At 68.5% G+C, this 26875-nt stretch carries 24 protein-coding genes; 13 read left to right on the top strand and 11 right to left on the bottom strand.

Features of this window, described 5'->3' with window-relative positions; all coding sequences use genetic code 11:
- Positions 1 to 26 precede the first annotated feature (26 nt).
- On the top strand, positions 27 to 638 hold the full coding sequence (locus tag ACQ7HM_RS03920; protein ID WP_434214918.1) for a TetR/AcrR family transcriptional regulator: 612 nt from the start codon (positions 27 to 29) through the stop codon (positions 636 to 638).
- Between the two features lie 51 nt (positions 639 to 689).
- On the top strand, positions 690 to 1322 hold the full coding sequence (locus ACQ7HM_RS03915) for a TetR/AcrR family transcriptional regulator (RefSeq protein WP_434214917.1): 633 nt from the start codon (positions 690 to 692) through the stop codon (positions 1320 to 1322).
- 24 nt (positions 1323 to 1346) lie between these two features.
- On the opposite strand, the gene ACQ7HM_RS03910 is transcribed toward ACQ7HM_RS03915, so the two are convergent.
- The 3 genes from ACQ7HM_RS03910 to ACQ7HM_RS03900 are packed head-to-tail and all read right to left on the bottom strand — an operon-like array spanning position 1347 to position 5288.
- Positions 1347 to 2177 carry an SDR family oxidoreductase gene (locus ACQ7HM_RS03910; protein ID WP_434214916.1) on the bottom strand — a complete coding sequence of 277 codons (831 nt, stop codon included), beginning with the start codon at positions 2175 to 2177 and terminating at the stop codon, positions 1347 to 1349.
- 53 nt (positions 2178 to 2230) lie between these two features.
- Complete coding sequence (locus ACQ7HM_RS03905) at positions 2231 to 3169, bottom strand: glycosyltransferase family 2 protein (RefSeq protein WP_434214915.1); 939 nt, start codon at positions 3167 to 3169, stop codon at positions 2231 to 2233.
- 10 nt (positions 3170 to 3179) lie between these two features.
- Positions 3180 to 5288: an MMPL family transporter gene (locus tag ACQ7HM_RS03900; protein WP_434214914.1), complete on the bottom strand. Its 2109-nt coding sequence runs from the start codon at positions 5286 to 5288 to the stop codon at positions 3180 to 3182.
- Positions 5289 to 5362: 74 nt separating this feature from the next.
- On the opposite strand from ACQ7HM_RS03900, the gene ACQ7HM_RS03895 reads away from it, so the two are divergent.
- Positions 5363 to 5872 (top strand): MarR family winged helix-turn-helix transcriptional regulator, encoded by a 510-nt coding sequence (locus ACQ7HM_RS03895; RefSeq protein ID WP_434214913.1) that lies wholly within the window; start codon positions 5363 to 5365, stop codon positions 5870 to 5872.
- Here ACQ7HM_RS03895 and ACQ7HM_RS03890 read toward each other — a convergent pair.
- Together ACQ7HM_RS03890 and ACQ7HM_RS03885 are read right to left on the bottom strand one after the other, a co-directional pair.
- Entirely contained in the window at positions 5869 to 6786 is a 918-nt protein-coding gene (locus ACQ7HM_RS03890) for an alpha/beta fold hydrolase (protein WP_434214912.1), read from the bottom strand. The genes ACQ7HM_RS03895 and ACQ7HM_RS03890 overlap by 4 nt on opposite strands.
- A 28-nt stretch (positions 6787 to 6814) precedes the next feature.
- A complete protein-coding gene (locus ACQ7HM_RS03885) occupies positions 6815 to 8374 on the bottom strand; it encodes a DUF222 domain-containing protein (protein WP_434214911.1) in 1560 nt (519 codons plus the stop codon).
- Positions 8375 to 8660: 286 nt separating this feature from the next.
- Between ACQ7HM_RS03885 and ACQ7HM_RS03880 the strand changes: the two genes are divergently transcribed.
- The 3 genes from ACQ7HM_RS03880 to ACQ7HM_RS03870 are packed head-to-tail and all read left to right on the top strand — an operon-like array spanning position 8661 to position 11919.
- On the top strand, positions 8661 to 9479 hold the full coding sequence (locus ACQ7HM_RS03880) for a hypothetical protein (RefSeq protein ID WP_434214910.1): 819 nt from the start codon (positions 8661 to 8663) through the stop codon (positions 9477 to 9479).
- Positions 9470 to 10174, top strand: coding sequence for a hypothetical protein (locus ACQ7HM_RS03875; RefSeq protein ID WP_434214909.1), 705 nt, complete (start codon positions 9470 to 9472; stop codon positions 10172 to 10174). The genes ACQ7HM_RS03880 and ACQ7HM_RS03875 overlap by 10 nt, the downstream gene beginning before the upstream one ends.
- Before the next feature lie 20 nt (positions 10175 to 10194).
- Positions 10195 to 11919: a hypothetical protein gene (locus ACQ7HM_RS03870; protein WP_434214908.1), complete on the top strand. Its 1725-nt coding sequence runs from the start codon at positions 10195 to 10197 to the stop codon at positions 11917 to 11919.
- A 16-nt stretch (positions 11920 to 11935) separates the two neighbouring features.
- Here the strand turns inward: ACQ7HM_RS03870 and ACQ7HM_RS03865 are convergent, their stop codons facing one another.
- From ACQ7HM_RS03865 to ACQ7HM_RS03850, 4 genes are all read right to left on the bottom strand, one after another.
- The gene (locus tag ACQ7HM_RS03865; RefSeq protein WP_434214907.1) at positions 11936 to 12907 is read right to left on the bottom strand and encodes an aldo/keto reductase; all 972 of its coding nucleotides are present in this window, start codon (positions 12905 to 12907) and stop codon (positions 11936 to 11938) included.
- 87 nt (positions 12908 to 12994) lie between these two features.
- Positions 12995 to 13627, bottom strand: coding sequence for a CsbD family protein (locus ACQ7HM_RS03860; protein WP_434214906.1), 633 nt, complete (start codon positions 13625 to 13627; stop codon positions 12995 to 12997).
- Between the two features lie 156 nt (positions 13628 to 13783).
- Positions 13784 to 14662 carry a MaoC/PaaZ C-terminal domain-containing protein gene (locus tag ACQ7HM_RS03855; RefSeq protein WP_434214905.1) on the bottom strand — a complete coding sequence of 293 codons (879 nt, stop codon included), beginning with the start codon at positions 14660 to 14662 and terminating at the stop codon, positions 13784 to 13786.
- Between the two features lies 1 nt (position 14663).
- A complete protein-coding gene (locus tag ACQ7HM_RS03850; protein ID WP_434214904.1) occupies positions 14664 to 16073 on the bottom strand; it encodes a 3-oxoacyl-ACP reductase in 1410 nt (469 codons plus the stop codon).
- A gap of 84 nt (positions 16074 to 16157) precedes the next feature.
- Between ACQ7HM_RS03850 and ACQ7HM_RS03845 the strand changes: the two genes are divergently transcribed.
- The 5 genes from ACQ7HM_RS03845 to ACQ7HM_RS03825 all read left to right on the top strand — a co-directional run bounded on the left by ACQ7HM_RS03845 (position 16158) and on the right by ACQ7HM_RS03825 (position 21514).
- On the top strand, positions 16158 to 17489 hold the full coding sequence (locus ACQ7HM_RS03845; protein ID WP_434214903.1) for an acetyl-CoA C-acetyltransferase: 1332 nt from the start codon (positions 16158 to 16160) through the stop codon (positions 17487 to 17489).
- A 190-nt stretch (positions 17490 to 17679) separates the two neighbouring features.
- Entirely contained in the window at positions 17680 to 18558 is an 879-nt protein-coding gene (locus ACQ7HM_RS03840) for a siderophore-interacting protein (protein ID WP_434214902.1), read from the top strand.
- A 120-nt stretch (positions 18559 to 18678) separates the two neighbouring features.
- On the top strand, positions 18679 to 19620 hold the full coding sequence (locus ACQ7HM_RS03835) for a FecCD family ABC transporter permease (protein WP_434215622.1): 942 nt from the start codon (positions 18679 to 18681) through the stop codon (positions 19618 to 19620).
- 17 nt (positions 19621 to 19637) lie between these two features.
- The gene (locus ACQ7HM_RS03830) at positions 19638 to 20708 is read left to right on the top strand and encodes a FecCD family ABC transporter permease (RefSeq protein WP_434214901.1); all 1071 of its coding nucleotides are present in this window, start codon (positions 19638 to 19640) and stop codon (positions 20706 to 20708) included.
- Positions 20705 to 21514 carry an ABC transporter ATP-binding protein gene (locus tag ACQ7HM_RS03825; RefSeq protein ID WP_434214900.1) on the top strand — a complete coding sequence of 270 codons (810 nt, stop codon included), beginning with the start codon at positions 20705 to 20707 and terminating at the stop codon, positions 21512 to 21514. The genes ACQ7HM_RS03830 and ACQ7HM_RS03825 overlap by 4 nt, the downstream gene beginning before the upstream one ends.
- Before the next feature lie 9 nt (positions 21515 to 21523).
- On the opposite strand, the gene ACQ7HM_RS03820 is transcribed toward ACQ7HM_RS03825, so the two are convergent.
- Positions 21524 to 22174: a VWA domain-containing protein gene (locus ACQ7HM_RS03820; protein ID WP_434214899.1), complete on the bottom strand. Its 651-nt coding sequence runs from the start codon at positions 22172 to 22174 to the stop codon at positions 21524 to 21526.
- 152 nt (positions 22175 to 22326) lie between these two features.
- Between ACQ7HM_RS03820 and ACQ7HM_RS03815 the strand changes: the two genes are divergently transcribed.
- A complete protein-coding gene (locus ACQ7HM_RS03815; protein ID WP_434214898.1) occupies positions 22327 to 24075 on the top strand; it encodes an ABC transporter transmembrane domain-containing protein in 1749 nt (582 codons plus the stop codon).
- Positions 24072 to 25850 carry an ABC transporter ATP-binding protein gene (locus ACQ7HM_RS03810; RefSeq protein WP_434214897.1) on the top strand — a complete coding sequence of 593 codons (1779 nt, stop codon included), beginning with the start codon at positions 24072 to 24074 and terminating at the stop codon, positions 25848 to 25850. Before ACQ7HM_RS03815 ends, ACQ7HM_RS03810 begins: the two co-directional genes overlap by 4 nt.
- A gap of 7 nt (positions 25851 to 25857) precedes the next feature.
- On the opposite strand, the gene ACQ7HM_RS03805 is transcribed toward ACQ7HM_RS03810, so the two are convergent.
- Positions 25858 to 26838 carry an ABC transporter substrate-binding protein gene (locus ACQ7HM_RS03805; RefSeq protein WP_434214896.1) on the bottom strand — a complete coding sequence of 327 codons (981 nt, stop codon included), beginning with the start codon at positions 26836 to 26838 and terminating at the stop codon, positions 25858 to 25860.
- Positions 26839 to 26875 lie beyond the last annotated feature (37 nt).

Genomic DNA, 26875 nt, shown 5'->3' with positions numbered 1-26875 from the left:
CATCGTTACGTTACAGTCTGTAATGAATGATGGTCAACACCGGGCGACCAAGAGATTCGACCATCGACGATGCGATCCTCGACGAGGCGGCGAAGATGGTCGTCGAGAACGGCTATGGCGCGACGACCATCGACGCGGTGGCCCGCGCGGCCGGGACCACCAGGCCGGCCGTGTATCGCCGCTATGCCTCCCTCGCGCAGGTCGTCTCCGCGGCGATGAGTTCCCGGATCGTCTTCGATCCCACGATGGATTCCGGCGATCTGCCGACTGACCTGCAGGTCCTGCAGACCCAGCAGGTCACGTTCTTCACCGATCCGCTGGTGGTCAAGGCGATGCCCGGACTCATCGAGGAGAGTTCGCGCAACGAGACGCTGCGCATCCGGTTGCTCGACGATTTCATGGGCCCGCGTCGCTCGGCCGTACGCCGTGCGCTCGAACAGGCCACCACCCGCGGCGACATCACCGGTGACGTCGACGCCGATCTGATCTGCGACCTGCTCACCGGACCGTTGCTGCTGCGCACGCTGATGCCGTCGCTGGGTCCGGTCGACGACGCCATGGTCGCGGTCACCGTCGCCTCCGCACTCGACGCGGTGCGTTTCCGCGCCGCCGGTGTCACTCGCTCCGAGAACCCCTAACTTACTGCCTGGTAAGTTAAGCTGATCGGAGTAGGCGAGAGGCGGTGTGCGATGGCAGGTGGGACCAAGCGACTGCCCCGCGCGGTCCGCGAGCAGCAGATGCTCGACGCGGCCGTCACCGTGTTCGCCGAGAAGGGCTTCCGCGAGACGTCGATGGACGCCATCGCCGCGGCCGCCGCCATCAGCAAACCCATGCTCTACCTGTATTACGGGTCGAAGGACGAGCTGTTCGCCGCGTGTCTGAGCCGCGAGGGCGGCCGGTTCATCGAGGCGATGACCACCGGGTTCGACCCGCGTCTGCGTCAGCGCGACCAGGCTCGCACCGTGATCTACGAGTTCCTGCGGTTCGTCGACGCCAACCGCGCCTCGTGGCGGGTGCTCTACCGCGTCGCCACCGGGCAGGCCGCCTTCACCGCGCTGGTCGATGCCAGCCGCTCACGGCTCATCGAGATGATCGCCGACCTGCTGCGCCGCGGGACCACCGTCGACGGCGCCACCGACATCGACTTCGAGCTCATGGCCGTCGCGCTCGTCGGTGCCGGCGAGGCCGTGGCCGACAGGATCTCCGAGGGTGACATCGACCTCGACACCGCCGCCGACCTCATGGTCAGCATGGGGTGGCGCGGCCTCGCCGGCGGCGCGCGGATGATGAGCGAGCACGCCTCCGGAGTCACCAACAGCTGAACCCGCGTTCGCGGGACCGGGGTCTCACAGGTCGGGGAGTGGTAGCTCCATGTTGGGCTTGATGATGCCGCCGTCCACCTCGAGGATCTTGCCGGTGGTGTAGGCCCCCGCCGACGACGCGAGATACACCGCGGCCGCGGCGATCTCGGCGGGATCGCCGATCCGTCGCAGGGGTGTCGCCTTCTCGAGGCCGGTCCGCATCCCCTCGTCGCCGGTGACGATCTCCAGTGCCGAGGTGGCGATCGCGCCCGGGGCGATCGCGTTGACCCGGATCCGCGGCGACAGGTCCTCGGCGGCGAGCCGGGTGTAGTGCGCGAGTGCGGCTTTCGCGGTGCCGTACGCCGCGAACGCGCGCCCGGGCAGCCGGCCCATCGCGGAGGTGATGTTGATGATCGATCCGTGGCTGTTGTTCTCGGTGGTGTTGTTCTCGAGCATCAACGGGACCGCTGCGCAGGTCAGCGCATGGGCGGTCGAGACGTTGAACCGGAACGCGCCCTCGAGGGCGGCGACGGAGGTGTCGAGCAGGCCCGCGGGCATGGTGCCGCCGACGTTGTTGACGACGATGTCGAGCCGCCCGAGTTCCTGCTTCGCGGTGCGCGCGAGATCGGCGGTCACCTCGGGATCGCTGAGGTCGGCGGCGACCACGACCGCGCGCCGGCCGAGTCCGCGGATCGTCTCGGCGACCTCGTCGAGCTGTTCACGGGTCCGCGACGCGATCACGACGTCGGCGCCGCACTCGGCGAACGCCACGGCGATGGCCGCCCCGAGGCCGCGTCCGGCGCCGGTGACGATCGCGACGCGCCCGTCCAGACGGAAACGATCGGTGAAAGTAGAACGTGTGTCAGTTTCGCTCATGGGGCCAGAGTAGACACGTCGCGCCGCGGCGGGGCTGATTCATCGCGTCCGATTCATCGGGTCCGGCTGATACCCGACGGCGACACGGGATAACGCTTGCGGAGCAGTAGCCGTACACCGTGCGCGGTGACCGCCAGCGACAACCGCTGCGCGAGGGGGAAGCGCGACGCCTGTGCGGCGACGTCGTCGATGAGGCGTTCGGCGGCGGCCACCTGTTCCGGTGCCGCGCCGGGCCCGGCGAGGGCGGCGTAGGCGCCGTGATCTCGATGGCTTTGCTCGCCCAGCACCGCGCGGCACAGGTCGCGATGGACCTCGGCGATGGCGGTGTCGCGACCGAGGGAGGCCTTCCACTCCGACTGCGCCGAGGTCTGGCCGCTGTGGCGGCGATAGGCGAGCGCGGGGAGTGAGGTCCGGCCCAGGCGAGCACCGTTGAGCGACAACCGCATCCACAGGTCCCAGTCCTCGGACGGCACCGACCGATAGCCGCCGACGTCGAGGATGGCGGCGCGGTATCCGGTCATCGTCGGGTGGGCGACCGCGCAGTTGAGCACCAGTTCGAGGCCGAGGGACTCGGGGCCCGCCGACAGCAACGGCTGGGGTTCGACGGCGAATCTGCCGGGCCCGACGAAGATCAGCGGGGAGAACGCACAGTCGAGGTGGTGTCGGTCCAGCAGCGCGAACTGGGATCGGAACCGCCACGGGAAGCTGATGTCGTCGGCGTCCATGCGCGCGACGAGCGGCGTCTCGACCGCATCGAGCAGCGCTGTGGCGGCCGCGGCGACCCCCAGCCTCGACCCGGCGGATCCGAGGAGACCGATGCGCCGGTCGCGGCGGGCGAGACCCCGGACCACCTCGGCGGTGGAGTCGTCGCTGGCGTCGTCGAGGACGAGGATCCGGCCGTCGCGCGGCAGGCCGCGGGTGACCGATCGGATGGCGGCGGCGACGGTGGTCTCGGCGTTGCGCGCCGGCATCATCACCGTCAGGGGCTCCACCCCGGGGATGCTATCCGCGGTCGGGTGCCTCGGTCCGGTTCGGATGACTCGGCCACCAGATGCGTTCGCCCACCAGGGTGAACAGCGCGGGGACCACCACGGTCCGCACGACGAACGTGTCGAGGAGGATGCCGAGACCGACGATGATGCCGAGTTGGGTCAGCGTGATCAGCGGCAGGACCCCGAGGACCGCGAACACCGCGGCGAGAACGATGCCCGCGCTGGTGATGACGCCGCCCGTCGCCGAGACGGCGCGGATCATCGCGGTCGGGACCCGGTGTCGTGCACTCTCCTCCCGGGCCCGGGTGACCAGGAAGATCGTGTAGTCGACGCCCAGGGCGACGAGGAACAGGAACGCGAACAGCACGGTGTTGTTGTCGAGCGCGGGGAAACCGAACAGGTGGATGCCGACGAACGTGCCGAGCCCGATCGCGGCGACCGTCGACAGCACGGTCGCGAGCACCAGCAGGATCGGCGCGATCGCGGCGCGCAGCAGCGCGAACAGCACGAGCAGCACCACCGCGAGGATCAGAGGGATGACGAGCAGGCGGTCGTCGGACGCGGCGTTGCGGGTGTCGTAGGCGCGGGCGTCGCTACCACCGACCAATGCGTCGGCGCCGTCGATACGCGAGGTTGCCGAGCGCAGCGCCGCGATGGTGTCGAAGGCGCCGTCCGATGCCGGCGGCGAGGTCAGGACGACGCTCCACCGGCTGTACTCCTGTGGGGAGGTGCCGGTCGGCGTCACCGATTCGACGCCGGCGGTGTCGCGCAGCGCCTGCTCGACTGTCTGCGCCGTGGAGGTGCGGGCGATCACCGTGGTCGGGTCGGACTGACCGGCCGGGAAGTGTTCGTCGAGGACGTCGAATCCGGTGACCGAGTCGGCGGTGACACGGAACTGTTCGGTCTGGCTCAGGCCGATCGAGGTGCCGAGGAAGCCCAGTGCACAGACCGCGAGGACCACGACGGCGGTGACCAACGAGCGCGCCGGGTGTGCGACGACGGTCGACGCGATCCGGTGCCAGGCGCCGGTGGAGTGCAGGTCGGCGGTGCTGTCGTCGACCAGGTCGTCGTCGACGCGGGGGACGAACGGCCAGAACAGCTTCCGTCCGAACAGGCTCAGGGCCGGTGGCAGTACGAGCAGCGCGAACAGCATGGCGAGAAGCAGTCCGGCGGCGGCGCTCGCGCCGAGGCTGCGGGTGCTGGGCAGGGCCGCGACGAGCAGGGTCAGCAGCGCGAGGACGACGGTGACGTTGCTCGCCAGCACCGCAGGTCCCGCGCGCCGCACCGCGGCGCGCAGGGCGTCGCGGTGGTCGCGATGGCGGCGCAGTTCCTCCCGATAGCGGGAGATGATCAGCAGGGCGTAGTTGGTGCCTGCGCCGAACACGAGCACGCTCGTGATGCCCGAGGTGGAGCCGTCGAACGCGAGACCCGTTGCGGTGGCCAGTGATCCGCCGGCCACGGCCGCGAGGCGATCGGCGACGCCGATGACGACCAGGGGCACCAACCACAGCACGGGCGAACGGTAGGTGGCGATCAGCAGCAGAGCGACGACCAGTGCGGTCACCGCGAGGAGGGTGACGTTCGCGCCGGAGAACGAGTTCGCGATGTCGGCGGCGAAGGCCGGGCCGCCGGTGACGTGGGCGTCGAGGCCCTCGGGCAATCCCTCGTCGGCGGCGGTACGGAGGGAGTCGACGGTGTCGCGCAGTGTGAAACCGCTGATCTCCGACGACAGCGGCACCGAGGTGATGGCCGCCTTGCCGTCGGGGGAGACGATCGCCGCGGGGCCGGTCGGGGCGGAGTCGGTGGACCGGTCGACGCGCACCATGCGTTCGCGGGCGGCGACCACCGCGGCACGATCGGAATCGGTCAGGGCGGCGCCGTCGGAACGGTCGACCACCAGGATCGCGCTCGCGACCTTCGCGTCGGGGAACGTCGCGAGGTAGTCGTCGATGCGTGCCGACTGGGCGGAGTCGGGGAGTGAGTTCGGTGAATCGTCGCTCGAACTGCTCTCGCCGCCGAGGCCGATCGCGGCCAGTCCGAGGATCAGGATGACGAGTCCGACGATCCACGAGCGCCGCCCGGTCACGACGGCGGCGAAGCGGTCCCATGCGGTGGTCATGAATCATGACACTCTCAGAAATTTAACTGTTCAGCAAGTGAGACTTTTTGATGGGTTGGTCGTAACCTGACCTGATGCATGACGAGGCGATGGACGACGGGGGTGGCGCGCTCGACCGCACGGGTCTCGAGTCGGCGATGGCGTCGGACCTGCGCGCGTTGTCGGCGGCGTCGGAGCAGATCGGTCGCGTGTTCGCCGGGCGACACGATCTCAGTGCCAACGATTTCCAGGCCCTGCTGCGGATCATGGTCGCCGACGTGGACGGTGAGCCGCTCACGGTCGGCAAGCTGGGGTCGTCGTTGGGTATGTCGTCGGCGGCGATGACCTACCTCGTCGAGCGGATGATCACCTCCGAACACATTCGGCGCGAGCCGGATCCGACCGATCGTCGTCGGGTGATCCTGCGCTACGACGAGCACGGCATGGAGGTGGCGCGTGAGTTCTTCGGCCCACTCGGAGCGGTCACCCGCGCTGCTCTCGCCGACCTCGACGATGCCGACCTCGCCGTCGCCCACCGCGTGTTCGGGGTGCTGATCGACGCGTTGCGTGGCTACGCGCGCGACCTCGGCGAGTCGTCCGGCTAGCGTTCGGCGGTCTCGCCGCGGCGCACGGTGCGCTCGATGCCGTCGATGATCTCGGGCCAGAAGCGGCGCGCGAGATCATGACCCATGTCGGGGACGATCATCAGTTCGGCGTCGGGGAGGGCGCGTGCCGTCGCCTCGCCGCCGGAGTGCGCGATGACGGGGTCGCGGTCGCCGTGGATGACGAGCGCGGGCATCGTCGTCGCCTGGAGGCCGTGCGTGCGATCGGTCTCGGCGAAGATCGCGGCGATCTGGCGTCCCGAGCCGGATTCGTCGGTCGACCGTGCGAGTGACCGCGGCATGATGTCGCGGACGTCGTCGGTGTCGGCTGCGGTCCGACCGCGGGAGCCGATGCGTTCGAACGCGTTGATCATGTCCTCGACCGGGTCGGGGTTCGGGAGGCGCAGCGCCGCGAGCAGGTAGCGCTTCGACGACTTCCCGCTGCGTCCGTCTCCGGGCCTGCCCATGACAGAGACGAGCGACCGGACGCTGTCGGGATGTCGGATCGCGGTCTGCTGGGCGATGAGTGATCCGAGGGAGACACCGACGACGTGCGCGCCGGTCGGTGCCACCGCCCGGATCAGTCCGCCGGTGTCGTCGGCCATGTCCTCGAGGGTGTAGGTGACCGGCGCGCGGCGTCGAAGGTATTGCAGCGCAGTCGGTACCGGGCCGCGCAGACGTGTCGACCGGCCGACGTCGCGATTGTCGAACCGCACGACACGAAGCCCTCGCGCCACCAGCTCGTGACAGAAGTCGTCACGCCACCACAGCATGTCGAGACCGAGCCCCATGATGAGGACGACGGTCGGCGGCGGCTCGTGTTCTGGCTCGGTGGTGGTTTCGAACACCTGGAAGCACAGGGTCACCGCACCGACGCGGATGAACTGCTCGGGTGGCGTGATCTCGGCGGCGGTCATCGGACGCGAGTCTAGGCCGCCGGTCTCATCAGAAGGGCGGGTGATCGTCGTCGTCCGGTTCCGCGTTGGGTGCTTGCTCTTCGGCCTCGCGTAGCCGTCGGTTGTGTTCGCGTTCTGTCTGGCGGCGGGCGTGTTTGTCGGCCAGGCGTGGTCGGCGTCTGGTCGGTTCCGGTTCGGTGTCGCCCGGGGTCGTTGCGTCGGTGGGTGGGGCGTGTTCGGGTGCGGTGAACTGGATGTCTTTCAACGCCGGGAACAGGTCGGTGCCGTCGAACGCTGGCCCGGGCACGGTGAGACCTTCCGGCGTGATGATGACCCGTTCGGTGCGTCCGTCGCGGCCGGTGGTCTGGTCATCGAGAAATGCCGTGTGGGTTTTGAGGTTGTGGTGGAACCGGCATTTCGATCCGGTGTTCCCCGGACACGTCTGTCCACCGTTGCAGGGATTCTCGTGGTCGTACTCGCGGGTGTGGTCGATGTCGCAGACCCACGCGGCCCGGTCGCAGCCGGCGACGTCACAGTACAACGACCGCGCCCGCACCACGGTGTCCAACGCGGTCGACGGCCGATACGGATTACTCGGTGAGTGGCCCGCGATCGGGTCATCGGAATGCCCGATCGGCGACACGGTCAGCCCGGGCTCGTTCAGGAGGTCGTCGAGGTGGGCGGGGGAGATGACGCCGTAGCCGTCGAGGAAACACGGTGTCTCGCCATCTCCGGCGACGGTCTCCAGGTCGCAGATGACGTGCAACGTCATGTGCGACCCCGTTCCCGGTAGGTCTCGGGTTCCGGGCGCGTCGGAATCGGGGACCTTCGGGGCATCGCAGTCATCGTTGCCGCACTGGCATTCCCACGCGACACCCATGACGAGACAGAAGTGGGCGTCGGATTTTCTCGCCGCGAGCGTGCGGTCGTCGTTGCTGCAGACTGCTCGAGCCAGGGCCTCGACCCGGCGGGACACCTGGATGGCCTTCTCCGCGGTGCTGGTCGCCTCCACCCGTGCCATACCGTCCTCGAGACGTTCGATCCAGAACCCACGGGCATCGACTGCCGCCTTGCGGCGGGCGCGCACGGCGTCGGGGTCGACCCGGTAGACGCTGCGGTCGACCATGTCCCGGATCCGCGACGGCGACCACGATCCCCGCCGCCGAAGAGCGGCCGCGATCTCTCCGTCGACGATCTGCTGGGCCTCGCGGTCGATGAGCAGGTCGGTGCGTTCCACGATCGTGCGCACATACCGGGGTGCGAGCCGCCCGTCCCGGAGGCACGCGGCGACCTTGGGTAGGCGGTCGCGGAGCGCGACGGCGGTGTCGACGAGGCGTTCGGCTGCGCCTTGTGACATCGCGTGGGTGACCGCGATCCGCGCCGCGCACTGCATCAGGGCGTCGAAGGTGCGGCGGTCCGACGCTTCCTCCGGCATCACCAGTTGGCGGTGGAGCTCTCCGGCGTCGCGGTAGCGCGCCCATTCCAGGAATGCCTGCCCGGCTGCGGCGTGAACCATGTTGTCCAGCAACGAGTTCACCGGCGCGTCAGCGTGATCGGTGAGCAAACCCACCGACCCCGCATCCACCCCAGCCCAACCCCCGTCAGCCATGAACCAAGACTAGAACAGGGGTCCGACAATCCCTGGCTGCGCGATTTTCAGGCTGTGCACAGAGCGCTTCTGTGGATGCTTTGTCGTAGAGCGCCGGCCCGTGGATCAGCGAGTGACTGTTAGAACTGCAAATGTGTACGATCATGGCGGCGCTGACGGGCAGCGCCCCTGCTGTCGGAGGGGGTCGGACACGTGACTGTCGAGGCGGTCCGTTCGGCCCTCATGCTTCGCGACCACCCCCTCATGACCTGCAGCGATGGGGTCACCGGCGACGTCAGGGCCGCCCGTGTCTGAAGCGACGTCGGAGAACACGGCGTGGACGATGTCCGCGCTGCAGTTCCGACTGCTGTGGACCGACGCTGCAGGTGCCCAGTTCCCGACGGAGCTGTGCGCCTTCGGTGACGAGAAGTATGAGACCGCGGACGATCAACTCGCGGCGGAGAAATCGGAGCTCACCCGTCTGCGGGACGCGATGACCTCGGCGAAGTCGGAGGCCATCACCGCGCTGACCCGGCCGCGCTACACGATCGGAATGGTCGGGCTCGATGCTCGAAAGCCGCTGTCGGACACATCGAGCCATCTTCGCGTGGCGAGTGCATGGGGTGGATCGGGCGACCACGTGATCGTGGTGCGCCAGAAGCCGGGGCGGTCGCCGTCGCACGGTGGGGATGTGTCGGTGACGCGATCCCGGCTGGACACGTGGACCGACGATCTCGTGCGCTTGCTGCCGACCTCCACCGGGCCGGGGCGGCTTCCGGCAGATGCCGATGTGCCGTTCTACGACCTGCCAATCGACGTCGAGGTGCTGCGTCAGGTGTCGGCCGACGCGCCGAAGACGACCGCGGCCGGGGTCTTCGTGCACGAGACGCCGACCACCTGTGGATCGATTCGGGTGCAGGTCGGATCGGAGGTCGACGGCCGGCGCCCCGAGCAGCTCACGTTGCAATACCGCGACATCGACAAAGACGGACGGTATCTGCTGGTGATCGACAGTCCTGGGACTGCGGTGGGAGTCGATGATGCCAAGATGGCATCGAGCATGAGACGTGCAGTGAACGCCGTGAAGAAGCGGTACGACTCGCGCGCGAGCGCGGAATGGGGATGATTGTGCGCAGACGTTTCGGCAAGTGGAGCGCGTCCGTCAGCCTGCTGGCGGTAACGATGGTCTGCGCTTCGGCCTGCAGTTCCGGCGGCGGTTCCGCCGAACCTGCGCCATCGTCCTCGGCGAACATTCAGTCAGCGTCAGTCGCCCCGGGTGTCGAGAAGGATTCCGTCCTCGACCTCAATTCCACCAAGGATATGACCGGTGTCGTTACGACAGTCCCCATTGGCAAAAGTCCGTACGACAAAAATATGCCCGATATCTGCAGCTTCATCACGCCTGAGGCTATGGGACGGCTAGGCGTTGATTCGAAAGAAAAAGGTTTCAACAGTTTCCCTCTGGTCACTCAGACCTGCACGCTTACAGCGGCACTCGACAACGACTTCCTAATTTCCGCCGTCATTTATGTCAACAACATCGAGGAGCATCTGTCGGTGCCTAGCTTCAAAGGTGAAAGCCGAGAAGCGACTCCGCTGTTTGGTAATGTCAAGGCGTACAAGCTTACGGACCAAGTTGCGACTCGTCCCGGTGGTCCGTATACGTGTGAAGTCGCCTGGGGAACCTTTTACGGCACGGCAGCCGTTCGCTTCAACGATGACAAGTCAGATGCGAGTCTCTGCGACCGCGCCTTTACTGCCGCAAAAACAATCGGACCACTAATGCCAAAAAGTCCGTCGCAGATGAGGCCCAGTTCTTGAGCGGGGACGGTGGGGAAGAAATGAATCTGGATCCTGGCGCTGCCGCAAAGATTGTAAGTGCCTGCTTCGGGCTTTCGTCCAGCATGAGAAAGATTGTCGATAAGGCGAGCTCGCTCACGGCGGTCTCGGCGAGCGGGGCGTATCAATCGGGCTCTCAGGTAGACAGGCAGTTATCTGCACTAGGCGAGCTTGCGGTTCGCGCTTTGCAGATGACCCGCGACGCCGTAGATGCGGCCGAGCAATCTTCTCGCGCGGCTGGCCAGGCCCTCATCAATCAAGATGATGCCACCCAGCGCTCTATTGCTCGGGCCTTGAACGCCACCGATGGCATCGATCCCATGTCAAAAGTGCAGACGCCCAGTGGTCAACTTGGGTCTGACTCGCGACCGAAAATTGCCAACCAGCCCACTACTCCCACCAAGCCATCGGGCGACCCGGCGTCGGGAAACTTCCCCATGGGACTCGCGCCCGAACCGATCCCAAACTTCTCTCTTAATCCTGCGATTGCAGCCTTGGGGCCGGCAGTCCCCTCGGCGTTGACTACGCTTGCTCAGCAATGGCTCGAACTGGCTAACTCCCTGAATGCGGCGTTTTTCGATTTTGATCACCAGATTTCGATACTCGGGACCAGTGTTTTCTCGGGCGAGGCTGCATCGAAAATGAAGAGTTCGCTCGACCTGTTTTCGAGCCGAGGTAAGCAGATTGCAACCGAGGCCCAGTCAAACTCGGCCTCAATCAATACGTGGGCTGGGTCGGTTCAGCAGTCCCAGTCACAAGTTCAGATGCTCGAGCAGGGTCGTGCCACTGCGTTGGCTGCTGCGACTCCAGAGAACAGCCTGAACGTGCATGCGCTTTACGACGGGCTTTCGCAGTCGCAGTTGAGCGCGACGTGGAATCCGCCGATCGGCAGCATGAACGGGTCGATGGTCAATCTGTCGGATCCGACGAGCCCGGTAGTGGGAACGCCGTTGTATCTGCCGGGTATGGGTCCGAAAGCGGCATCGGGCGACGGCAGCACGTTGGGTGGGCCGCAGTTCGCCGGAGGCAGTTCAGGCGGTTCCGGCGGTGGTGGTGGAGGCGGAGGTGGCGGAGCTGCCACCACGGCGAGTCGCAATGCTGCCTCGCAACTGCAGCGATCCGGTAGCGCTACCGCGAACCCAGCCGCGGCAGCGGCGAGCAAAGCGAACCCCGGTGCCGCACCCTCATCAGGGGCGGGCAATCCGGCGTCCGCAGCATCACAGGTGGGCAAGTCAGCGGAAGGCCTGACACGCGGGGGGCTCGGGTCGCCCTCGACCAGATCGTCGGGCCTGAGCGCCATGAAGGATGCCGCGGCAGCGGAGAAGACGGCCGCGGAGAAGGCGGCGATGAAGGCTGCCAAGGTCGGCGGGGGCGGCGGTGGCGGAGGAGCCGGCGCCGGCGGACTCGGCAAGGCAGGAGCGAGCGAGAGTGCGCTGAGCGCACGCGGCGCGGGTGCGATGTCTGCAGCGGAGAAGGCTCTGGCCGCCGAGCAGGCCGCGACGTCGAAGGCCGGTCCGGCGGGCACGTCGGCGGCGCCGATGGGTGGTCGTGGTGCGCAGGCCGGTGGCGAGGGCGACGGCAAACACAGGACCGCGCGCTATCTGCGGTCGACGGAGAACGGTGAGGAGATCGTCGGCGAACTCGACGACGTCGCACCGACGGTTCTCGGCGGCCTGAACCTCGACACCTCCGACGACAAACCCACCCCGCCACGCTCATCGCGCTAGCGACGCGACGGCGCCCTCAACGCTCGATCATCTTCATCTGGGCTTCGTTGTGGTGCTCACCGGCGGCGGGCGGGAGTGAGTCGAGTCGCGCGAGTTGATCGGCGGACAACGTGATGCCGTCGGCGCCCACGTTCTCCTCGACGCGCTCGCGCCGTTTCGTGCCCGGGATGGGCACGATGTGCTCGCCGCGCGAGAGCAGCCAGGCGAGAGCGACCTGACCGGTGGTCGCGCCGACCTCGGTGGCCACCGATTCGACGATCCCGACGAGCTCGAGGTTGCGCTGGAAGTTCTCGGCGACGAACCGCGGGTTGTCGGCGCGGAAATCGTCCGACCCGATCTGGTCGATCGAGCGGATCTGACCGGTGAGGAAGCCGCGCCCCAGCGGCGAGTACGGCACGAATCCGATCCCGAGTTCGGCGAGCACCGCCAGGACACCGTCCTCGGGGTCGCGGGTGAACAGCGAGTACTCCGACTGCAACGCGGTGATCGGGTGGACCGCGTGCGCCCGACGTATGGTTCCGACACTCGCCTCCGACAACCCGAGGTGTCGCACCTTGCCCTCGGCGACGAGCTCGGCCATCGCGCCGACGGTGTCCTCGATGGGTGTGTTCGGGTCGACGCGGTGCTGGTAGCAGAGGTCGATGTGGTCGACATCCAACCGACGGAGCGAACCCTCTACGGCCGCTCGGACATTGGCAGGGCTGCTGTCGGCGCCGTCGCCTCCCTGATGAGAGATCAGCCCGAACTTGGTGGCCAGCACCACCGAGTCGCGGTGCCCCTTCAGCGCGCGGCCGACCAGCTCCTCGTTGATGTAGGGCCCGTAGACCTCGGCGGTGTCGATCAGCGTGACACCGAGTTCGATGGCGCGATGGATGGTCCGGATCGATTCGTCGTCGTCGCTCCCGGCCCCGCCGTAACCGTGGGACATGCCCATGGCGCCGAGTCCGATTCGTCCTACTTCGAGTGCCCCGAGAGTGGTTGTACGCATGTGCCCGTTGTACTCCGTTGTGCCCGAACGTGAAACGGCGCCGCTCCTGTGATCGGGAGCGGCGCCGTCTCGGCGACGAGATGAGCGTCAGCGACGCTTGATGATGATCGCGGCGATGATGCCTGCGATCACCGCGAACACGCCGGCGAGCAGGGCCGGGTTCGATGCGGCCTTCTCGACGTCGTTGCTGTCGATGCTGCGGATGTTCGACGCCACCTTGTCGGCGACCTCGTTGACCTTCTTCTCGGCGTTCTCGGCGACGTCCTTGGCCTGGGCCTTGGCGTCCGATGCGGCGTCCTTGGCCTTGTCGGCGACCTCCGACGCCTTCTCCTTGGCGTCGTCGGCGGCGCTCTCGGCCTTGGCCTTCGCGTCCTGCGCGATGTCCTTGGCCTCTTCCTTGGTGCCCTGCGCCGCGTCCTTCACCTGACCGGCGACGTCCTTCGCCTCGGCCTTGGCGTCCGATGCGGCGTCCTTCGTCTTGTCGGCGACCTGGGAGGCCTTGTCCTTCGCCTCGTCGGCGACATCACCGGCGGCGTCAGCGGCCTTGTCGGCGGCGTCGGAGACCTTGTCGCCGGCCTGCTTGGCCTTGGCGCCCGCCTTGTCGGTGGTGCCCTCGGCCTTGAGGTCGTCGTTGTCGGTCGCGTCGCCGACGGCCTTCTTCGCCTCGCCGGCCACTTCCTGCGCCTTGTTCTGGGCCTTGTCGATGAAATCTGCAGCCATGGGAATCCACTCCTTTGTGATCACCGGGCCCGCTGGGTCTCGAGCCGCTCTCGAACTACTTGTCTGTTGTGTCGTAACGGACAGCCGATATGCACGAACTCCCCACCGTGATGCGTATCACGGTGGGGAGTTCGGTTGAAGCAATGACCGACCGACTCAGCCCCGCAGGGTGCCCGTCAGATGCGGGTAGCCCTTGCTGCGGTTGAGCACCGACACGTCCCAGCCGCCGTCGACGGTGTCGACGTAGCCGTTGACCTTCGCGGGCAGCAGGATCGGCTTGCCGAACTTCGCCTCGTAGGTCACCTCGTCGGGGAGGTACGCCTCCACGTTGGCGAGGACGGCCGCCGCGGTCCACATGCCGTGCGCGATGGCCCGCGGGAACCCGAACGCCTTCGCGGTGAGGTTCGCCATGTGGATCGGGTTGCGGTCGCCGCTCGCCCCGGCATACGCGCGGATGCGACCGAGGTCCACGGCCAGCGACACGTCGGGCGCGGGCGGGCGGTGATCCTTCGGCGGCGTCGACTTCGGTCCACCCGACAGCGACGTGCGCTGCTGCTTGAGCAGCGTCGAGGTCTGCTCGGTGACGAGCTCGCTGCCGACGCTGATGCGGCTCACGATGTCGACGAGGATGCCCTTGCGGTGCTCGCGCAGGTTCTCCGCGTGCGTGGCGATGCTCAGCGGCTCACCCAGTGTGATGCGGCGAACCCGCCGGATGCGGTTCTCCAGGTGCACCGAACCGACGGCGCCGAACGGGAACGCCGGAGCGACCATCGTCTGCATCATCAGGGGGAACTGCGCGACGAACGGGTAGGTGAGCGGCAGGTGCTCACCGAACTGCTGCCCGGTCGCGAGGCAGTACTGACGCACCTTCTCGGCGTCGGTCTTCAGCGACGACACCGTGTAGACGGTGTCGGGCAGGGTGGCGTCGGGGCGAACCGACCCGCCCTTGCCGATGCCGGGCAACATGCCCAGCACCGCGCTGCGGTAGACGTCGGAGGTCGCCGGAAGCGACTTCAGCGCAACGGTGTTGGTCATCTCAGGCGCCCAGCAGGGCCTGGCCGCACACGCGGACCACGTTGCCGGTGACGGCCGACGACGCCGGGTTGGCGAAGTAGGCGACGGTCTCGGCGACGTCGACGGTCTGTCCACCCTGCTGCAGCGAGCTCATCAGGCGGCCCGCCTCACGGGTGGCCAGCGGGATCGCGGCGGTCATGGCGGTCTCGATGAAGCCGGGTGCCACCGCGTTGATGGTGATGCCCTTCTCGGCGAGCACCGGCGCGTAGGCGTCGACGAGGCCGACGACGCCGGCCTTCGAGGTGCCGTAATTGGTCTGGCCGCGGTTGCCCGCGATACCGGCGATCGACGAGACGTCGATGACGGCGCCACCGGACTTCAGCGCCTCGGCGGCGACGAGGTCGTCGACGAGCTTCTGCGGCGCGATGAGGTTGACGGCGATGACCGAGTCCCAGCGGCCCTCGTCCATGTTGGCGAGCAGCTTGTCGCGGGTGATACCGGCGTTGTTGACGATGATGTCGAGGCCGCCGTGGCGCTCCTTGACGTGCTCGGCGAGCTTGGTGCCCGCGTCCTCGGCGGTGACGTCGATGGGGAACGCGGTGCCATTGACCTTGTTGGCGGTCTTCGACAGCGCCTCACCGGCGGCCGGGATGTCGGCGACGATGACGTGCGCGCCGTCTCGGGCGAGCACCTCGGCGATGGTGGCACCGATGCCGCGGGCGGCACCGGTCACGACGGCGACCTTGCCCTCGAGCGGCTTGTCCCAGTTCGCGGGGGCGGTGGCCTCGTCGGTGCCGACGCGGATCACCTGGGCGTCGACGAAGGTCGACTTCGCCGACAGGATGAAGCGCAGCGTCGACTCGAGACCCGACAGTCCGGTCGAGGCGCCGGGGGCGACGTAGACGAGCTGTGCGGTCGAGCCCTTGAGGAGCTCCTTGCCGAGCGAGCGGGTGAAGCCCTCGAGTGCGCGCTGGGCGACGCGCTCGTTGGGGTCGGTGATGAGCTCCGGGGTGGTGCCGATGACGACGAAACGCGCGCAGGGGGTGACCGACCGCATCACCGGGTTGAAGAACTCGTAGATCTCCTTGAGGTCCTTCGGGGAGGTGATACCGGTCGCGTCGAGGACCACGCCGCCGAACTTGTCGGCGGACTTGCCGGTGGTGTTGTTGCTGATGACCTCGTAGTCAGGGGTCGAGAGCATCTCGCGCAGCGGCTCGATCAGACGTCCCGATCCGCCGAGCAGCACCGGACCGGTGAGCGCCGGGTCGGACGGCTTGTAGCGACGCAGCGGCGGCGGGACCGGCAGACCGGCCTGCTTGGCGACGAACGCGCCGGGAAGCGAGTGGACGAATTGCGAGTACAGGCCGGTGTTTGCCACGTCATGACTCCTTGTTGGTTTGGTGTTTCCCCACCCCACCCTGCGTGTGCGCATTGGCACCCGGCGGGGTTCGACAAGTAACTTACTCGCGAGTAAGAATACGCTATAGCTTCCAACCGACACCCGGGGAGATCCGCAGTGGCAACAGCAGCAACAAACAAGAGCACTCGAGCCAAGGCCGGCGCCGCCAAGGCGAAGACGGTGCGGCCGGTCGCGATCGTGGGCGGCAACCGCATCCCGTTCGCGCGGCAGAACAAGGCCTACGCCAAGGCCAGCAACCAGGACATGTTCACCGCGGCCCTCGACGGCCTGGTCTCCCGGTTCAGCCTGCAGGGTGAGCGCCTCGGTCTCGTCGCGGGCGGCGCCGTCCTCAAGCACTCGCGTGACTTCAACCTGATCCGCGAATCGGTCCTCGGGTCGTCGCTGTCGCCGTACACCCCGGCCATCGACATCCAGCACGCCTGCGGCACCGGCCTGTCGGCGGTGTCCCTCGTCGCCGACGGCATCGCGACCGGCAAGTTCGACGCCGGCATCGGCGGCGGCGTCGACACCACCTCCGACGCGCCCATCGCCGTGTCCGAGCCGCTGCGTCAGGCCCTGCTCGAGGTCAACCGCGCCAAGAGCACCGCCGACCGGGTGAAGGGCGTCCTCGCGTTGCTGCCCAAGCTCGGCATCACCATCCCGCAGAACGGCGAGCCGCGCACCGGCATGTCGATGGGTGAGCACGCCGCGATCACCGCGAAGGAGTTCGGCATCAAGCGCGCCGATCAGGACGCGCTGGCCGCCGCGAGCCACCAGAACATGGCGAAGGCCTACGACGAGGGCTTCTTCGACGACCTCATCACGCCGTTCCTCGGTCTGACCCGCGACGAGAACCTCCGCGCCGACAGCACCGTGGAGAAGCTCGCGAAGCTCAAGCCGGTCTTCGGTGTCGGCCTCGGCGACGCCACCATGACCGCTGGCAACTCGACCCCGCTGACCGACGGCGCCTCGGCGGTGCTGCTGGCCTCCGATGACTGGGCCTCGGACAAGAAGCTGCCCGTCCTCGCCCACCTCGTCGACGTCGAGACCGCTGCGGTCGACTACGTCAACGGCCCCGACGGCCTGCTGATGGCCCCGACCTACGCGATCCCGCGTCTGCTCGAGCGCAACGGCCTCACCCTGCAGGACTTCGACTACTACGAGATCCACGAGGCATTCGCGTCGGTCGTGCTCTGCACCCTCGCCGCGCTCGAGTCCGACGAGTACTGCAAGGGCCGCCTCGGCCTCGACGCCGCCCTCGGCTCGATCGACCGCAGCAAGCTCAACGTGAAGGGGTCCTCGCTCGCCGCGGGTCACCCGTTCGCCGCGACCGGCGGCCGCATCGTCGCCCACACCGCGAAGATGCTCCACGCCAACGGCGGTGGCCGTGCGCTCATCTCCATCTGTGCCGCCGGCGGCCAGGGCGTCACCGCGATCGTCGAGGCCTGATCACCTCGAGCGGATAACCGCAGGTCACCGGGTCGGAAAAATTCTTTCGACGAATCTGTAACGCCCGACCCGGTGCCCTCGATATCCCACATAGCTTCGGCTGAGCTGCCAGACCCCCGACCCGGCAGCTCAGCCGAAGTTTTTTGTGCGCCCGACGAGACGTGCGGCGACTTAGGTTAGCCTTACTGACATGGGAACAGTGTTCGGCGCCGTCGTCGCCATCTCCGACCCCGCCCCGCGCATCCGCCGCCTCGTGTTCGACGTGCCCTTGCTGGCCGATCTCGGACTGCCGGGCGACGGTGACGACGCGGTCGGGATCTACTTCCCCGAACCCGGGGCGGCCGCACCGCCGGCGATGGAGTGCCGCGACGGGGTCTGGGCCTATTTCGACCTCGACACCGCACCGCACGGCCGGAACTACTCGATCCGCACCGCCGGGCCCGGACCGCGACAGATCACCGTCGACATCGTGCTGCACGAGCGCGGTGTCGCCAGCGACTTCGCACGGTCGGCCTCGGTCGGCGACCAGGTCGTCCTCGCCCACGCCCGCAGCTGGTACCACCCCGACCCGGCCGCGCAGTGGCAACTCCTCGTCGCCGACCTCTCCGGGCTGCCCGCTCTCGCGCGGATCATCGAGGAGTGGCCCGGCGACACCCCGGGCATCGCGATCGTCGAGGTCGCCGACGACGCCGATCTGGCCTACCTGCCCACCCACCCCGACGTCACGCTCGTCAGCTCGGTGGGGACCGGCAACGGTTATGCCGCCGGTGCGCTCGCCGACCACGTCCGCGCGCTCGACCACCCGGCAGGACGGGGCTACTGCTGGTTCGCCGCCGAGGCGTCGGAGTCGCGCGCGGTGCGCAAACACCTGCGCCGCGACCACAACTGGGCTCGCGAGCAGTACGACATCCTCGGGTACTGGCGCTTCGATTCCGAGACCTGGGACGAGAAGTTCGAGACGATGAGCGACGAACTGGTCGCGGTGTACTCGCAGGCCCTCGCCGACGGCAAGGGCGACAAGGTCGCCTCCGAGGAGTTCGACCTCGCACTCGAACGCGCCGGCCTGTAGCCCGGCGTGGTCTCGACCTTCGACCCTCCCGATCTGACCACCGGGGTGGTGCCGCCGGACGTTGCCCTCGCCCGCAAGCGCTGGGTCGGACTCATCGTCGTCGGCGCGAGCCTGGTGGCCATGAGCATCGCGAGCCTCGCGGTCGGCACCCAGTCGGTCGGTCTGGGCACCGTCTGGCGCGCGGTGGTCGACTACTCCGACACCGGCGACGAGTGGATCGTGCACGACCTGCGCATCCCGCGCACCGTGCTCGGCATCGTGGTGGGGCTGTGCCTCGGACTGTGCGGTGCGCTCATCCAAGGGATCACCCGCAATCCGCTGGCCGACACCCAGATCCTGGGGATCAACTCCGGGGCGAGTCTGTTCGTCGTCTCGGCCATCGCGTTCGGTGGCCTCACGTCGCTGATGTCCTACATCTGGTTCGCGTTCCTCGGGGCGTTGGTAGCCATGGTTCTCGTCTTCCTCATCGGCATGACCGGCCGCACCGCCGCCACCCCGGTACGTGTCCTGCTCGCCGGGGTCGCGATCGGCGCGGTGATGGACGGGATCGGCTACACGATCCGTCTACGCAATCCGCGCGCCTTCGACAAGCTCCGCTTCTGGGACGCCGGTGCCTTCGACGGCCGGCCGCTCTCCACGGTGGGGGTGATCCTGCCGTTCGTCGTCGTCGGGGTGCTGCTGGCCATCCACGTCAGCCGTTCGCTGAACGCCGTCGCTCTCGGCGACGATCTCGCGACGGCCATGGGCGGCAACGTGATCCGCACCCGCGTGCTCGGGCTCCTCGCGGTGACCCTGCTCGCCGGCGCGGCCACCGCCGCGGCCGGTCCGATCGGTTTCGTGGGATTGATGGTCCCGCACGCGGTGCGCTGGTTCACCGGTCCCGACTGGCGGTGGATCTGCGCGTACTGCATCGGCGTGGCGCCGTCGTTGATGCTGGCCGCCGACATCGTCGGTCGTGTCATCGTCGCGCCGGGGGAACTCCCGGTAGGGATCGTCACCGCGTTTCTCGGCGCGCCGGTGCTGGTCTGGCTCATCCGTCGATCGAACGCGACCGGCCTGTGACCCGCGGGAGCGCGTCGATGCTGCGCACGGGGTCGGTGGACGACATCGACTTCGGGCACCGCCAGCTCGTCCTGAGACGTGGTCGGCACCTGGCGCTGCGCGTTTCCGCCCGGACCGTCGTCGCGCTCTCGGTGCTCGCCGTCGGCAGCGTCGTCCTCGCCGTGTTCGCACTGGGCATCGGCGAGTACCCGGTCTCGCCGATGGACGTCCTGCGCGTCATGACCGGACAGGACACCTCCTTCACCCGTGTCGTGGTGCTCGAGTTCCGGATGCCGCGCATCCTGCTGGCCCTGGTGATCGGTGCGGCGCTGGGGATCTCGGGCGCCATCTTCCAGGCGCTGACCCGCAACCCGCTGGGCAGTCCGGACGTGATCGGGTTCACCACCGGCGCCTACACGGGCGCGCTGGTCGCGATCGCTGCGTTCGGCGGCGGTTACTACCTGACCGCACTCGGCGCCACGATCGGCGGGCTCCTCACCGCGGTCGTCGTGTACCTGCTGGCCTACCGCAACGGTGTCGCCGGGTTCCGACTGATCATCGTGGGCATCGCGATCGGTGCCGCGCTCAGTTCGGTGAACCAGTGGATCGTCATCCGCATCAGACTGCAGCAGGCCGTGACGGCGTCGATCTGGAACCAGGGCACGCTCAACGGACTCGAATGGGATCAGCTCTATCCGGTGCTGGTGTGCGTGCTGGCCGCCGTGGCCGCGCTGCTCGCCATGGGCCCGCAGCTACCGATCATGCAGATGGGCGACGACGCCGCGGGGGCGCTGGGCGTGCGCCCCGAGCGGTCACGCATCGGGTTCTTCGTGATCGGCGTCGTGCTCGTGGCGGTCGCCGCCGCGGCCGCCGGCCCCATCTCCTTCGTGGCGCTCGCCGCACCGCAACTCGCGCGTCGACTGACGGGTGCGCCGGGGGTGGGCATGATCTCGGCCGGGGTCATGGGGGCGTTCCTGCTGCTGCTCAGTGATCTCGTCGCCCAGAAGATCGTGGCCCCCGCGCAACTGCCGGTGGGGGCGGTCACGGTGTCGGTGGGAGGGCTCTATCTCGTGTATCTGCTCGTCGTCCAGGCCAGGAGGGACCGATGACCGACATCACCCTGGAAGCCAGGGACCTGTCCCTCGGGTACGGCACCGACCTGATCGTCGACGGACTCTCGGTCGACATCGTCCCCGGCGCGATCACCGCGATCGTCGGACCCAACGCCTGCGGGAAATCGACGCTCCTCCGCGGGTTGGCGCGGCTGCTGCGCCCGGCGGGTGGACAGGTCGTCCTCGACGGCGCCGACATCGCATCGCTCGACACCAAGGACGTCGCCCGCAGGCTGGGGCTGCTGCCGCAGACGTCGATCGCGCCGGACGGCATCACCGTCGCCGACCTCGTCGCGCGCGGACGGTTCCCGCATCAGAAGCTGTTCCGGCAGTACTCCCGCGACGACCAGGCCGCCGTGCGGGACGCGCTCGCTGCCACCGGCATCACGTCCATAGCCGGGCGGCCGGTCGACGAACTGTCGGGCGGTCAGCGCCAACGGGTCTGGGTCGCGATGGTGCTCGCGCAGCAGACCCCGCTCATCCTGCTCGACGAGCCGACGACCTTCCTCGACATCGCACACCAGATCGAACTGCTCGATCTTTTCGGCGACCTCAATGCGGAGGCGAACCGCACGGTCGTCGCCGTCCTGCACGACCTGAACCACGCCTGCCGCTTCGCCCACCACATCATCGCGATGAAGGCGGGATCGGTCGTGGCGCAGGGGGATCCGGCCGAGGTGATCACCGCCGAGCTGGTCGAGGAGGTCTACGGCCTGCGGTGTCGCATCATCGACGACCCCGAGACCGGGACACCGCTGGTGATCCCCCGGGCCTCGCGCCGGACGCCCACCGGAACACCCTGACCGCGACGGTCAGCGCCCCGACGAGCGCCGTCGTTCGTCGACCGTGAACCCCTCGGCGGTGACGGGACGCCCCTCGGCACGCGACGTCCTCTTGCGCCCCTGGTACCCGGCCATCGAACTGAACGCCGCCGAGACCCCGCCGGCGGTCGCCTCGTAGGTCATCGACTTCTCGGGGGCGAAGCCCAGACCGGCGCCCACCTCGACGGCGTCCATGTTCGCGCCGAGGAACACGAAGTCCCACGAGTACTCCGACTCCTGACGCCCGATCAGCTCCCGCACGGCCTCGATCGTCCACTCGCGACTCGAGTTCTCGTGACCGTCGGTCATCACGACCACGGTCACCGAGCCGGGCCGGGCATCCTCGGGTGCCGCGGCGAGACCCGCACCGACCTCGGTGACGAACCGGCCGACGGCGTCGTAGAGGGCGGTCATGCCGCGGGGTTCGAGGGCGAGCGGGGGCACCTCGGCGATCGGCCGGTCGGAGTAGACGAGCTCGTACCGGTCGTCGAACTGCGCGAGGGTCACCACGGTGGTGCCCTCGGCCGCACGTTCGGTCGTGATGAACGCGTCGAATCCACCGCGGGTGTCGTCGGCGATGGACTGCATGGATCCGGATCGGTCGAGCAGCGCGGCGACGAGGGACAGCTGTGGGTCGGTCATGGGAACTCCCTGCGATAGCGGCCGCGGTCGCGGCGTGGTCGAACTCGATACGGTGAACCGTACGGGCGTGCACCGACAACGGTCTGCGTGTCGGTTTGGATAGCCTCGCCTAGTACGCTCGAGCCGATCGGCGAAGGACGAAGGGTGGTCGGGTGCGTGTGAGCGGCGGTGTGGTGCTGCGACGCACCGTCACCCGCAACGCGCGGTGGCTCGTGGGCGGATCGACCCTCATCGCCGGATGGCAGCTGTGTGAGGTGTCGGTGCCGATCCTCATCGGCATCATCGTGGACCGCGCGGTGTCGACAGGTTCGTATGCGGCCATCGGCTTCTGGATCGCGGTGCTCGCGGCCCTGTTCGTCGTGCTGACCACGCTGTATCGGCTCGGTGCCCGTCAGCTGATGTTCGGCATCGCCCGCGAATCGCACCTGCTGCGTGACGAACTCAGCGCCCGTGCGCTCGACCGCGACGGGATCGGCGTCCCCGCGGGTCGGGCCGAGGCGTTCTCGGCGGGCGAGTTGCTGTCCATCTCGACCACCGACGCCGACAACACCTCCTACGTCATCGATTACGTGCCCAGGGTCGTCAGTGCAGTGGTCGGGACGCTGGCGTGCGGCATCGTCCTGCTGTCGATCGACCCCGTGCTCGGGGCGCTCGTCCTCGTCGGGATCCCGGTGGTGGTGCTGGGTCTGCAGATCACCGCGCCGATGATCGCCCGACGCGTCGAGGCGCAGCAGGAGGAGGTGGGACGCACCTCGGGCATGGCCACCGACCTCGTCAGCGGGTTGCGACCGCTGCAGGGCATCGGCGCGACGGGGGCCGCGGCCGATCGCTACCGGCGGTCGAGCCGCGCGTCGCTGTCGGCGTCGTTGCGCGCGGCGCGCATCCAGAGCGCGCACGCGGGCGCTGCGGCTGCCGCGGGTGCGCTGGCGGCCATGGGTGTCGCGGTGGTGGCGGTGTACTTCGCGCTCGCGGGAGACATCGGCGTCGGTGCCCTCATCACCGTCATCGGTCTGGCGCAGTACCTCATCGACCCGTTCGCGGTGTTGGCGATCGTCCCCAGCTGGGTGGCCGAGGCCCGGGCGAGCGCCAACCGGGTCGCGCAGGTGCTCGCGGCCCCGTCGCTGCGTGCCGAGCAGCCGACGGGCCCGACGCAACAGGTGGTCTCCGACGATGAGCGCCGCGTCGCCGTGAGCGTGAGATGCGCTGCACACGAGGTGCTCCCGAACTTCCGGCTCGAGGTCTCCGCGGGCGAGTTCGTCGCCGTCCTCGCCCCGGCGGCGCGCGACGCGGTGGCTCTGATCGACCTCCTCGCCGGCGCCCCGGGTGCCCCGGCCGGCACGGTCGCCGTCGGCGGCAGGTTCCTCGAGGACATCCCGGCGGGCACCCGCCGTGCGGCGATCGTCGTCGAACACCACGACACCCACCTGTTCACCGGGACACTGGGCAGCAACATCCTGTGGGGCGCGCCCGAGGATGGTCGCTCCGACCCCGACTCTCCGGTCGATGTGGGTACGGCTCTGGCCGCATCGGCGGCCGACGAGGTCATCTCGTTGTATCCGAACGGATTCGATCATCCCGTCACCGAACGCGGTGCCAGTCTCTCCGGCGGGCAGCGGCAGCGTCTCGCCCTGGCACGTGCACTCATCGCCGCGCCGGAGGTGTTGGTCCTGCACGATCCGACGACCGCGGTCGACGCGGTCACCGAGCAGGAGATCGCCGACGGTCTCCGGGCCGTGCGTGGCGAGAAGAACCACACCACCATCGTCGTGACGAGCAGTCCCGCGCTGCTGGCGGCGGCCGATCGAGTGGTCCTGGTCGTCGACGGCGGCATCGTGGCCGGGGGATCGCACTCCGAGCTCGCCCGGGGGCGCGCCGACTATCGAGAATGGGTGTCGCGATGACGATCCCGGACGTCGCTCCGATCCTCCCGGTGTCGCGCTCTCGTCGGACGCTGGCGTGGATGCGTGCCGACCTGGCCCGCCGTCCCGGCACCGTCGTCGTCACACTGCTCGTCGGGGTGATCGCGGCGGCGGCCGCAGTGGTCCCGATCTATCTACTCGGTGTCCTCGTCGACCGTGTGCGCGATGGTGCCGACGCGGGCGAGATCTGGCCGCTCGCCACTTCGATCGGTGTCTCCGCCCTGGTGGCCGGCGTGGGCACGGGCTTCTCGACCTACCTGGTGACGAAGCTCGGCGAGGTCCTGCTGGCCGACCTCCGCGAGTCGGTCCTGCGACGGGCGCTGACACTGCCGGCGACCACCATCGACGAGTCCGGGCGCGGCGACCTGCTGTCGCGGGTGGGCGCCGACGTCGGCGCGATCGGCAAGGCGGTCTCGCAGGTGCTGCCGACGGTGATCAACGGGATGTTCCTCGGCGTCCTCAGCCTCGTCGGCATGCTCGGTCTCGACTGGAGGTTGGGCCTCGCCGGCGCGCTGGCCCTCCCGGCCTACGTGGTCGCGGTGCGCTGGTACCTCCCGCGGTCGGCGCCGATGTACCGCGACGAGCGGGTGGCCATCGCCGCCCGCGGTCAGGTGATGGTCGAGTCGCTGCAGGGCATCCCGGCCATCGACGCCTACGAACGACACGATCACCACGTCGAGGCGATCAGCACCGCGTCGGCCCGCGCCCGGGACATCTCGGTCGCGGTCTTCGCCCAGTTCACCCGGTTCAGCGGACGGATCAACCGTGCGGAGTTCCTCGGACTGACCGCGATCCTCGTCGTCGGGTTCCTGCTCGTGCGCGAGGGAGAGGTGACCGTCGGCGCGGTCACGGCGGCGGCGCTGCTGTTCCAGCGACTGTTCAACCCGGTCGGCACGGTGATGTTCAGTTTCGACGAGGTGCAGGCGGCCGGAGCGAGCCTGTCGCGCCTGGTCGGCATCCTCGACATCCCGGCCGGCCCGGACACTCCCGTGACCGCGTCAGCGATGCCCGCGGGCGCCGATGTCGAGGTGCGCGATGTTCACCACGCCTATCACCCCGACCGCCCGGTGTTGCGCGGGGTGTCGTTGCGCATCCCGGCGGGCACCCGCACCGCGCTGGTCGGCTCCACCGGCGCCGGCAAGACCACCCTGGCCGCCGTCATCGCCGGGATGCTCACGCCCGGTGCGGGTTCGGCGCTCATCGGCGGGGTCGCGGTGACCGACATCGATCCCGACCGCCTCCGTGACCACGTGGCGACGGTGACGCAGGAGGTCCACGTCTTCGCCGGACCGCTCATCGACGACCTACTACTGGCGAAGCCGGATGCGACTCGGCAGCAGGTCGTGGCCGCGGTCGACGCCGTGGGTGCCCGGGACTGGGTGGACGCACTCCCCGACGGCGTCGACACCCGCGTCGGGGAGAGCGGGCTCGCGCTGACCGCGGCGCAGGCGCAGCACATCGCGCTCGCCCGACTGGTCCTGCGTGATCCCCGGGTGGTGGTGCTCGACGAGGCGACGGCCGAGGCGGGCAGCGCCAGTGCCCGCAACCTCGAGGACGCCGCCCTCGCCGCCACCGACGGTCGGACCACACTGGTCGTCGCCCACCGCCTCACCCAGGCCGCGACGGCCGACGCGATCGCGGTGATGGAGCACGGCCAGATCGTCCAGTTCGGTTCTCACGCCGAACTGTTGGCCGATGACGCCGGTCGGTACGCGCAGTTGTGGCGAGCGTGGGAGACCGACGCCACCGGGCGATGATCGACGGTCAGGCGTCGGCGAGATCGGCGACCGGCTTGCCCGTGAGCGCGTTCGACAGCTGCGGCACGACGACCTCGATCGCGTACAGCAACGCGTCGGGTCCGCTGTAGGACAGCGCGCCCGCCAGCGGTGAATCGAACAACGTGTAGAGCGTGCGGTCGTCGCGCACCACGTTCAGGCGGGTGAACGCGGGCGACGACGCGAGCTGCGCCTTCGTGGCGCCCTCGACGAACAGCACATCGCGATCGAGCAGCCCGAGCTTCTCCTCGGAGACGTCGCCCACGGTGTCCTGCGTGCGGAACCCCAGGGCGTCGAAGAGGGCGCGTCGGGGGTCGTTGGCGCCGAGCAGGTAGTGGCCGCCGTTCTCGGGGCCGTAGTCGACGACGAGGGTCTTGCCTGCGAACTCGGGATGGGCGGCTTTCGCCGCGTCGATCTCATCGGTCACCTTCGCCGCCAGGGCTCGCGCCTGCGACTCGCGTCCGAGAGCCTTTCCGGTGGTGAGCAACTGGACGTTCCAGGGTGTCTCCTCGTCCTTGTACTCGGAGGACTGGATGACGGTGGGCGCGATCTGCGAGAGCCGGTCATAGGTCTTGCGGTCGATGGTCTCGTAGATGGCGAGGATCAGGTCGGGCTTCGCTTTCGCGATCTCCTCGACGTTGATGCTGTCGCCCTGCATCGCGGGTACCCCTTCGCCACCGGTCTGTGCCTGCACCCAGGGGAGGTTGTCGTAGTTGTCGAAGAAGGCACGGGTCGTCACGGGCACCACGCCGAGCGCCAGGGTGAAGTCCTGGTCGTTGTAGCCGACGGTGACAACGCGTTTCGGGTCGGCCGGGACCTTCGTCTCCCCGAACTTGTGCGCGATGGTGACGGTGGGGCCCGATGCCTCGGGGGCGGAGCCGCTGCCGCAGGCCGACAGAGTGGCGACGCCGATGAGGCCGGCGGCGAGCAGGGCGAGCACGCGTCGACCGCGTGGGGAGACCAGGTTCATGGCTGACATTTTAGGTTATGATTACCTAACCAACGTG

This window comes from Williamsia sp. MIQD14, assembly GCF_051025635.1.
Classification (GTDB): domain Bacteria; phylum Actinomycetota; class Actinomycetes; order Mycobacteriales; family Mycobacteriaceae; genus Williamsia_A.
The sequence above is the reverse complement of the archived record's forward strand: the minus strand, read 5'-3'. Positions and strand labels throughout refer to the sequence as shown.

What these genes read in the sequence shown, in the direction of transcription:
- ACQ7HM_RS03810 (WP_434214897.1), top strand. Translation starts at nt 24,072, where the DNA reads ATGACGATCCCGGACGTCGCTCCGATCCTCCCGGTGTCGCGCTCTCGT.
- ACQ7HM_RS03875 (WP_434214909.1), top strand. Translation starts at nt 9,470, where the DNA reads ATGGGGATGATTGTGCGCAGACGTTTCGGCAAGTGGAGCGCGTCCGTC.
- ACQ7HM_RS03910 (WP_434214916.1), bottom strand. Translation starts at nt 2,177, where the DNA reads ATGAGCGAAACTGACACACGTTCTACTTTCACCGATCGTTTCCGTCTG.
- ACQ7HM_RS03915 (WP_434214917.1), top strand. Translation starts at nt 690, where the DNA reads ATGGCAGGTGGGACCAAGCGACTGCCCCGCGCGGTCCGCGAGCAGCAG.
- ACQ7HM_RS03895 (WP_434214913.1), top strand. Translation starts at nt 5,363, where the DNA reads ATGCATGACGAGGCGATGGACGACGGGGGTGGCGCGCTCGACCGCACG.
- ACQ7HM_RS03900 (WP_434214914.1), bottom strand. Translation starts at nt 5,288, where the DNA reads ATGACCACCGCATGGGACCGCTTCGCCGCCGTCGTGACCGGGCGGCGC.
- ACQ7HM_RS03860 (WP_434214906.1), bottom strand. Translation starts at nt 13,627, where the DNA reads ATGGCTGCAGATTTCATCGACAAGGCCCAGAACAAGGCGCAGGAAGTG.
- ACQ7HM_RS03855 (WP_434214905.1), bottom strand. Translation starts at nt 14,662, where the DNA reads ATGACCAACACCGTTGCGCTGAAGTCGCTTCCGGCGACCTCCGACGTC.
- ACQ7HM_RS03820 (WP_434214899.1), bottom strand. Translation starts at nt 22,174, where the DNA reads ATGACCGACCCACAGCTGTCCCTCGTCGCCGCGCTGCTCGACCGATCC.
- ACQ7HM_RS03920 (WP_434214918.1), top strand. Translation starts at nt 27, where the DNA reads ATGATGGTCAACACCGGGCGACCAAGAGATTCGACCATCGACGATGCG.
- ACQ7HM_RS03890 (WP_434214912.1), bottom strand. Translation starts at nt 6,786, where the DNA reads ATGACCGCCGCCGAGATCACGCCACCCGAGCAGTTCATCCGCGTCGGT.
- ACQ7HM_RS03870 (WP_434214908.1), top strand. Translation starts at nt 10,195, where the DNA reads ATGAATCTGGATCCTGGCGCTGCCGCAAAGATTGTAAGTGCCTGCTTC.
- ACQ7HM_RS03850 (WP_434214904.1), bottom strand. Translation starts at nt 16,073, where the DNA reads ATGCGCACACGCAGGGTGGGGTGGGGAAACACCAAACCAACAAGGAGT.
- ACQ7HM_RS03885 (WP_434214911.1), bottom strand. Translation starts at nt 8,374, where the DNA reads ATGGCTGACGGGGGTTGGGCTGGGGTGGATGCGGGGTCGGTGGGTTTG.
- ACQ7HM_RS03840 (WP_434214902.1), top strand. Translation starts at nt 17,680, where the DNA reads ATGGGAACAGTGTTCGGCGCCGTCGTCGCCATCTCCGACCCCGCCCCG.
- ACQ7HM_RS03805 (WP_434214896.1), bottom strand. Translation starts at nt 26,838, where the DNA reads ATGAACCTGGTCTCCCCACGCGGTCGACGCGTGCTCGCCCTGCTCGCC.
- ACQ7HM_RS03865 (WP_434214907.1), bottom strand. Translation starts at nt 12,907, where the DNA reads ATGCGTACAACCACTCTCGGGGCACTCGAAGTAGGACGAATCGGACTC.
- ACQ7HM_RS03835 (WP_434215622.1), top strand. Translation starts at nt 18,679, where the DNA reads ATGAGCATCGCGAGCCTCGCGGTCGGCACCCAGTCGGTCGGTCTGGGC.
- ACQ7HM_RS03825 (WP_434214900.1), top strand. Translation starts at nt 20,705, where the DNA reads ATGACCGACATCACCCTGGAAGCCAGGGACCTGTCCCTCGGGTACGGC.
- ACQ7HM_RS03830 (WP_434214901.1), top strand. Translation starts at nt 19,638, where the DNA reads ATGCTGCGCACGGGGTCGGTGGACGACATCGACTTCGGGCACCGCCAG.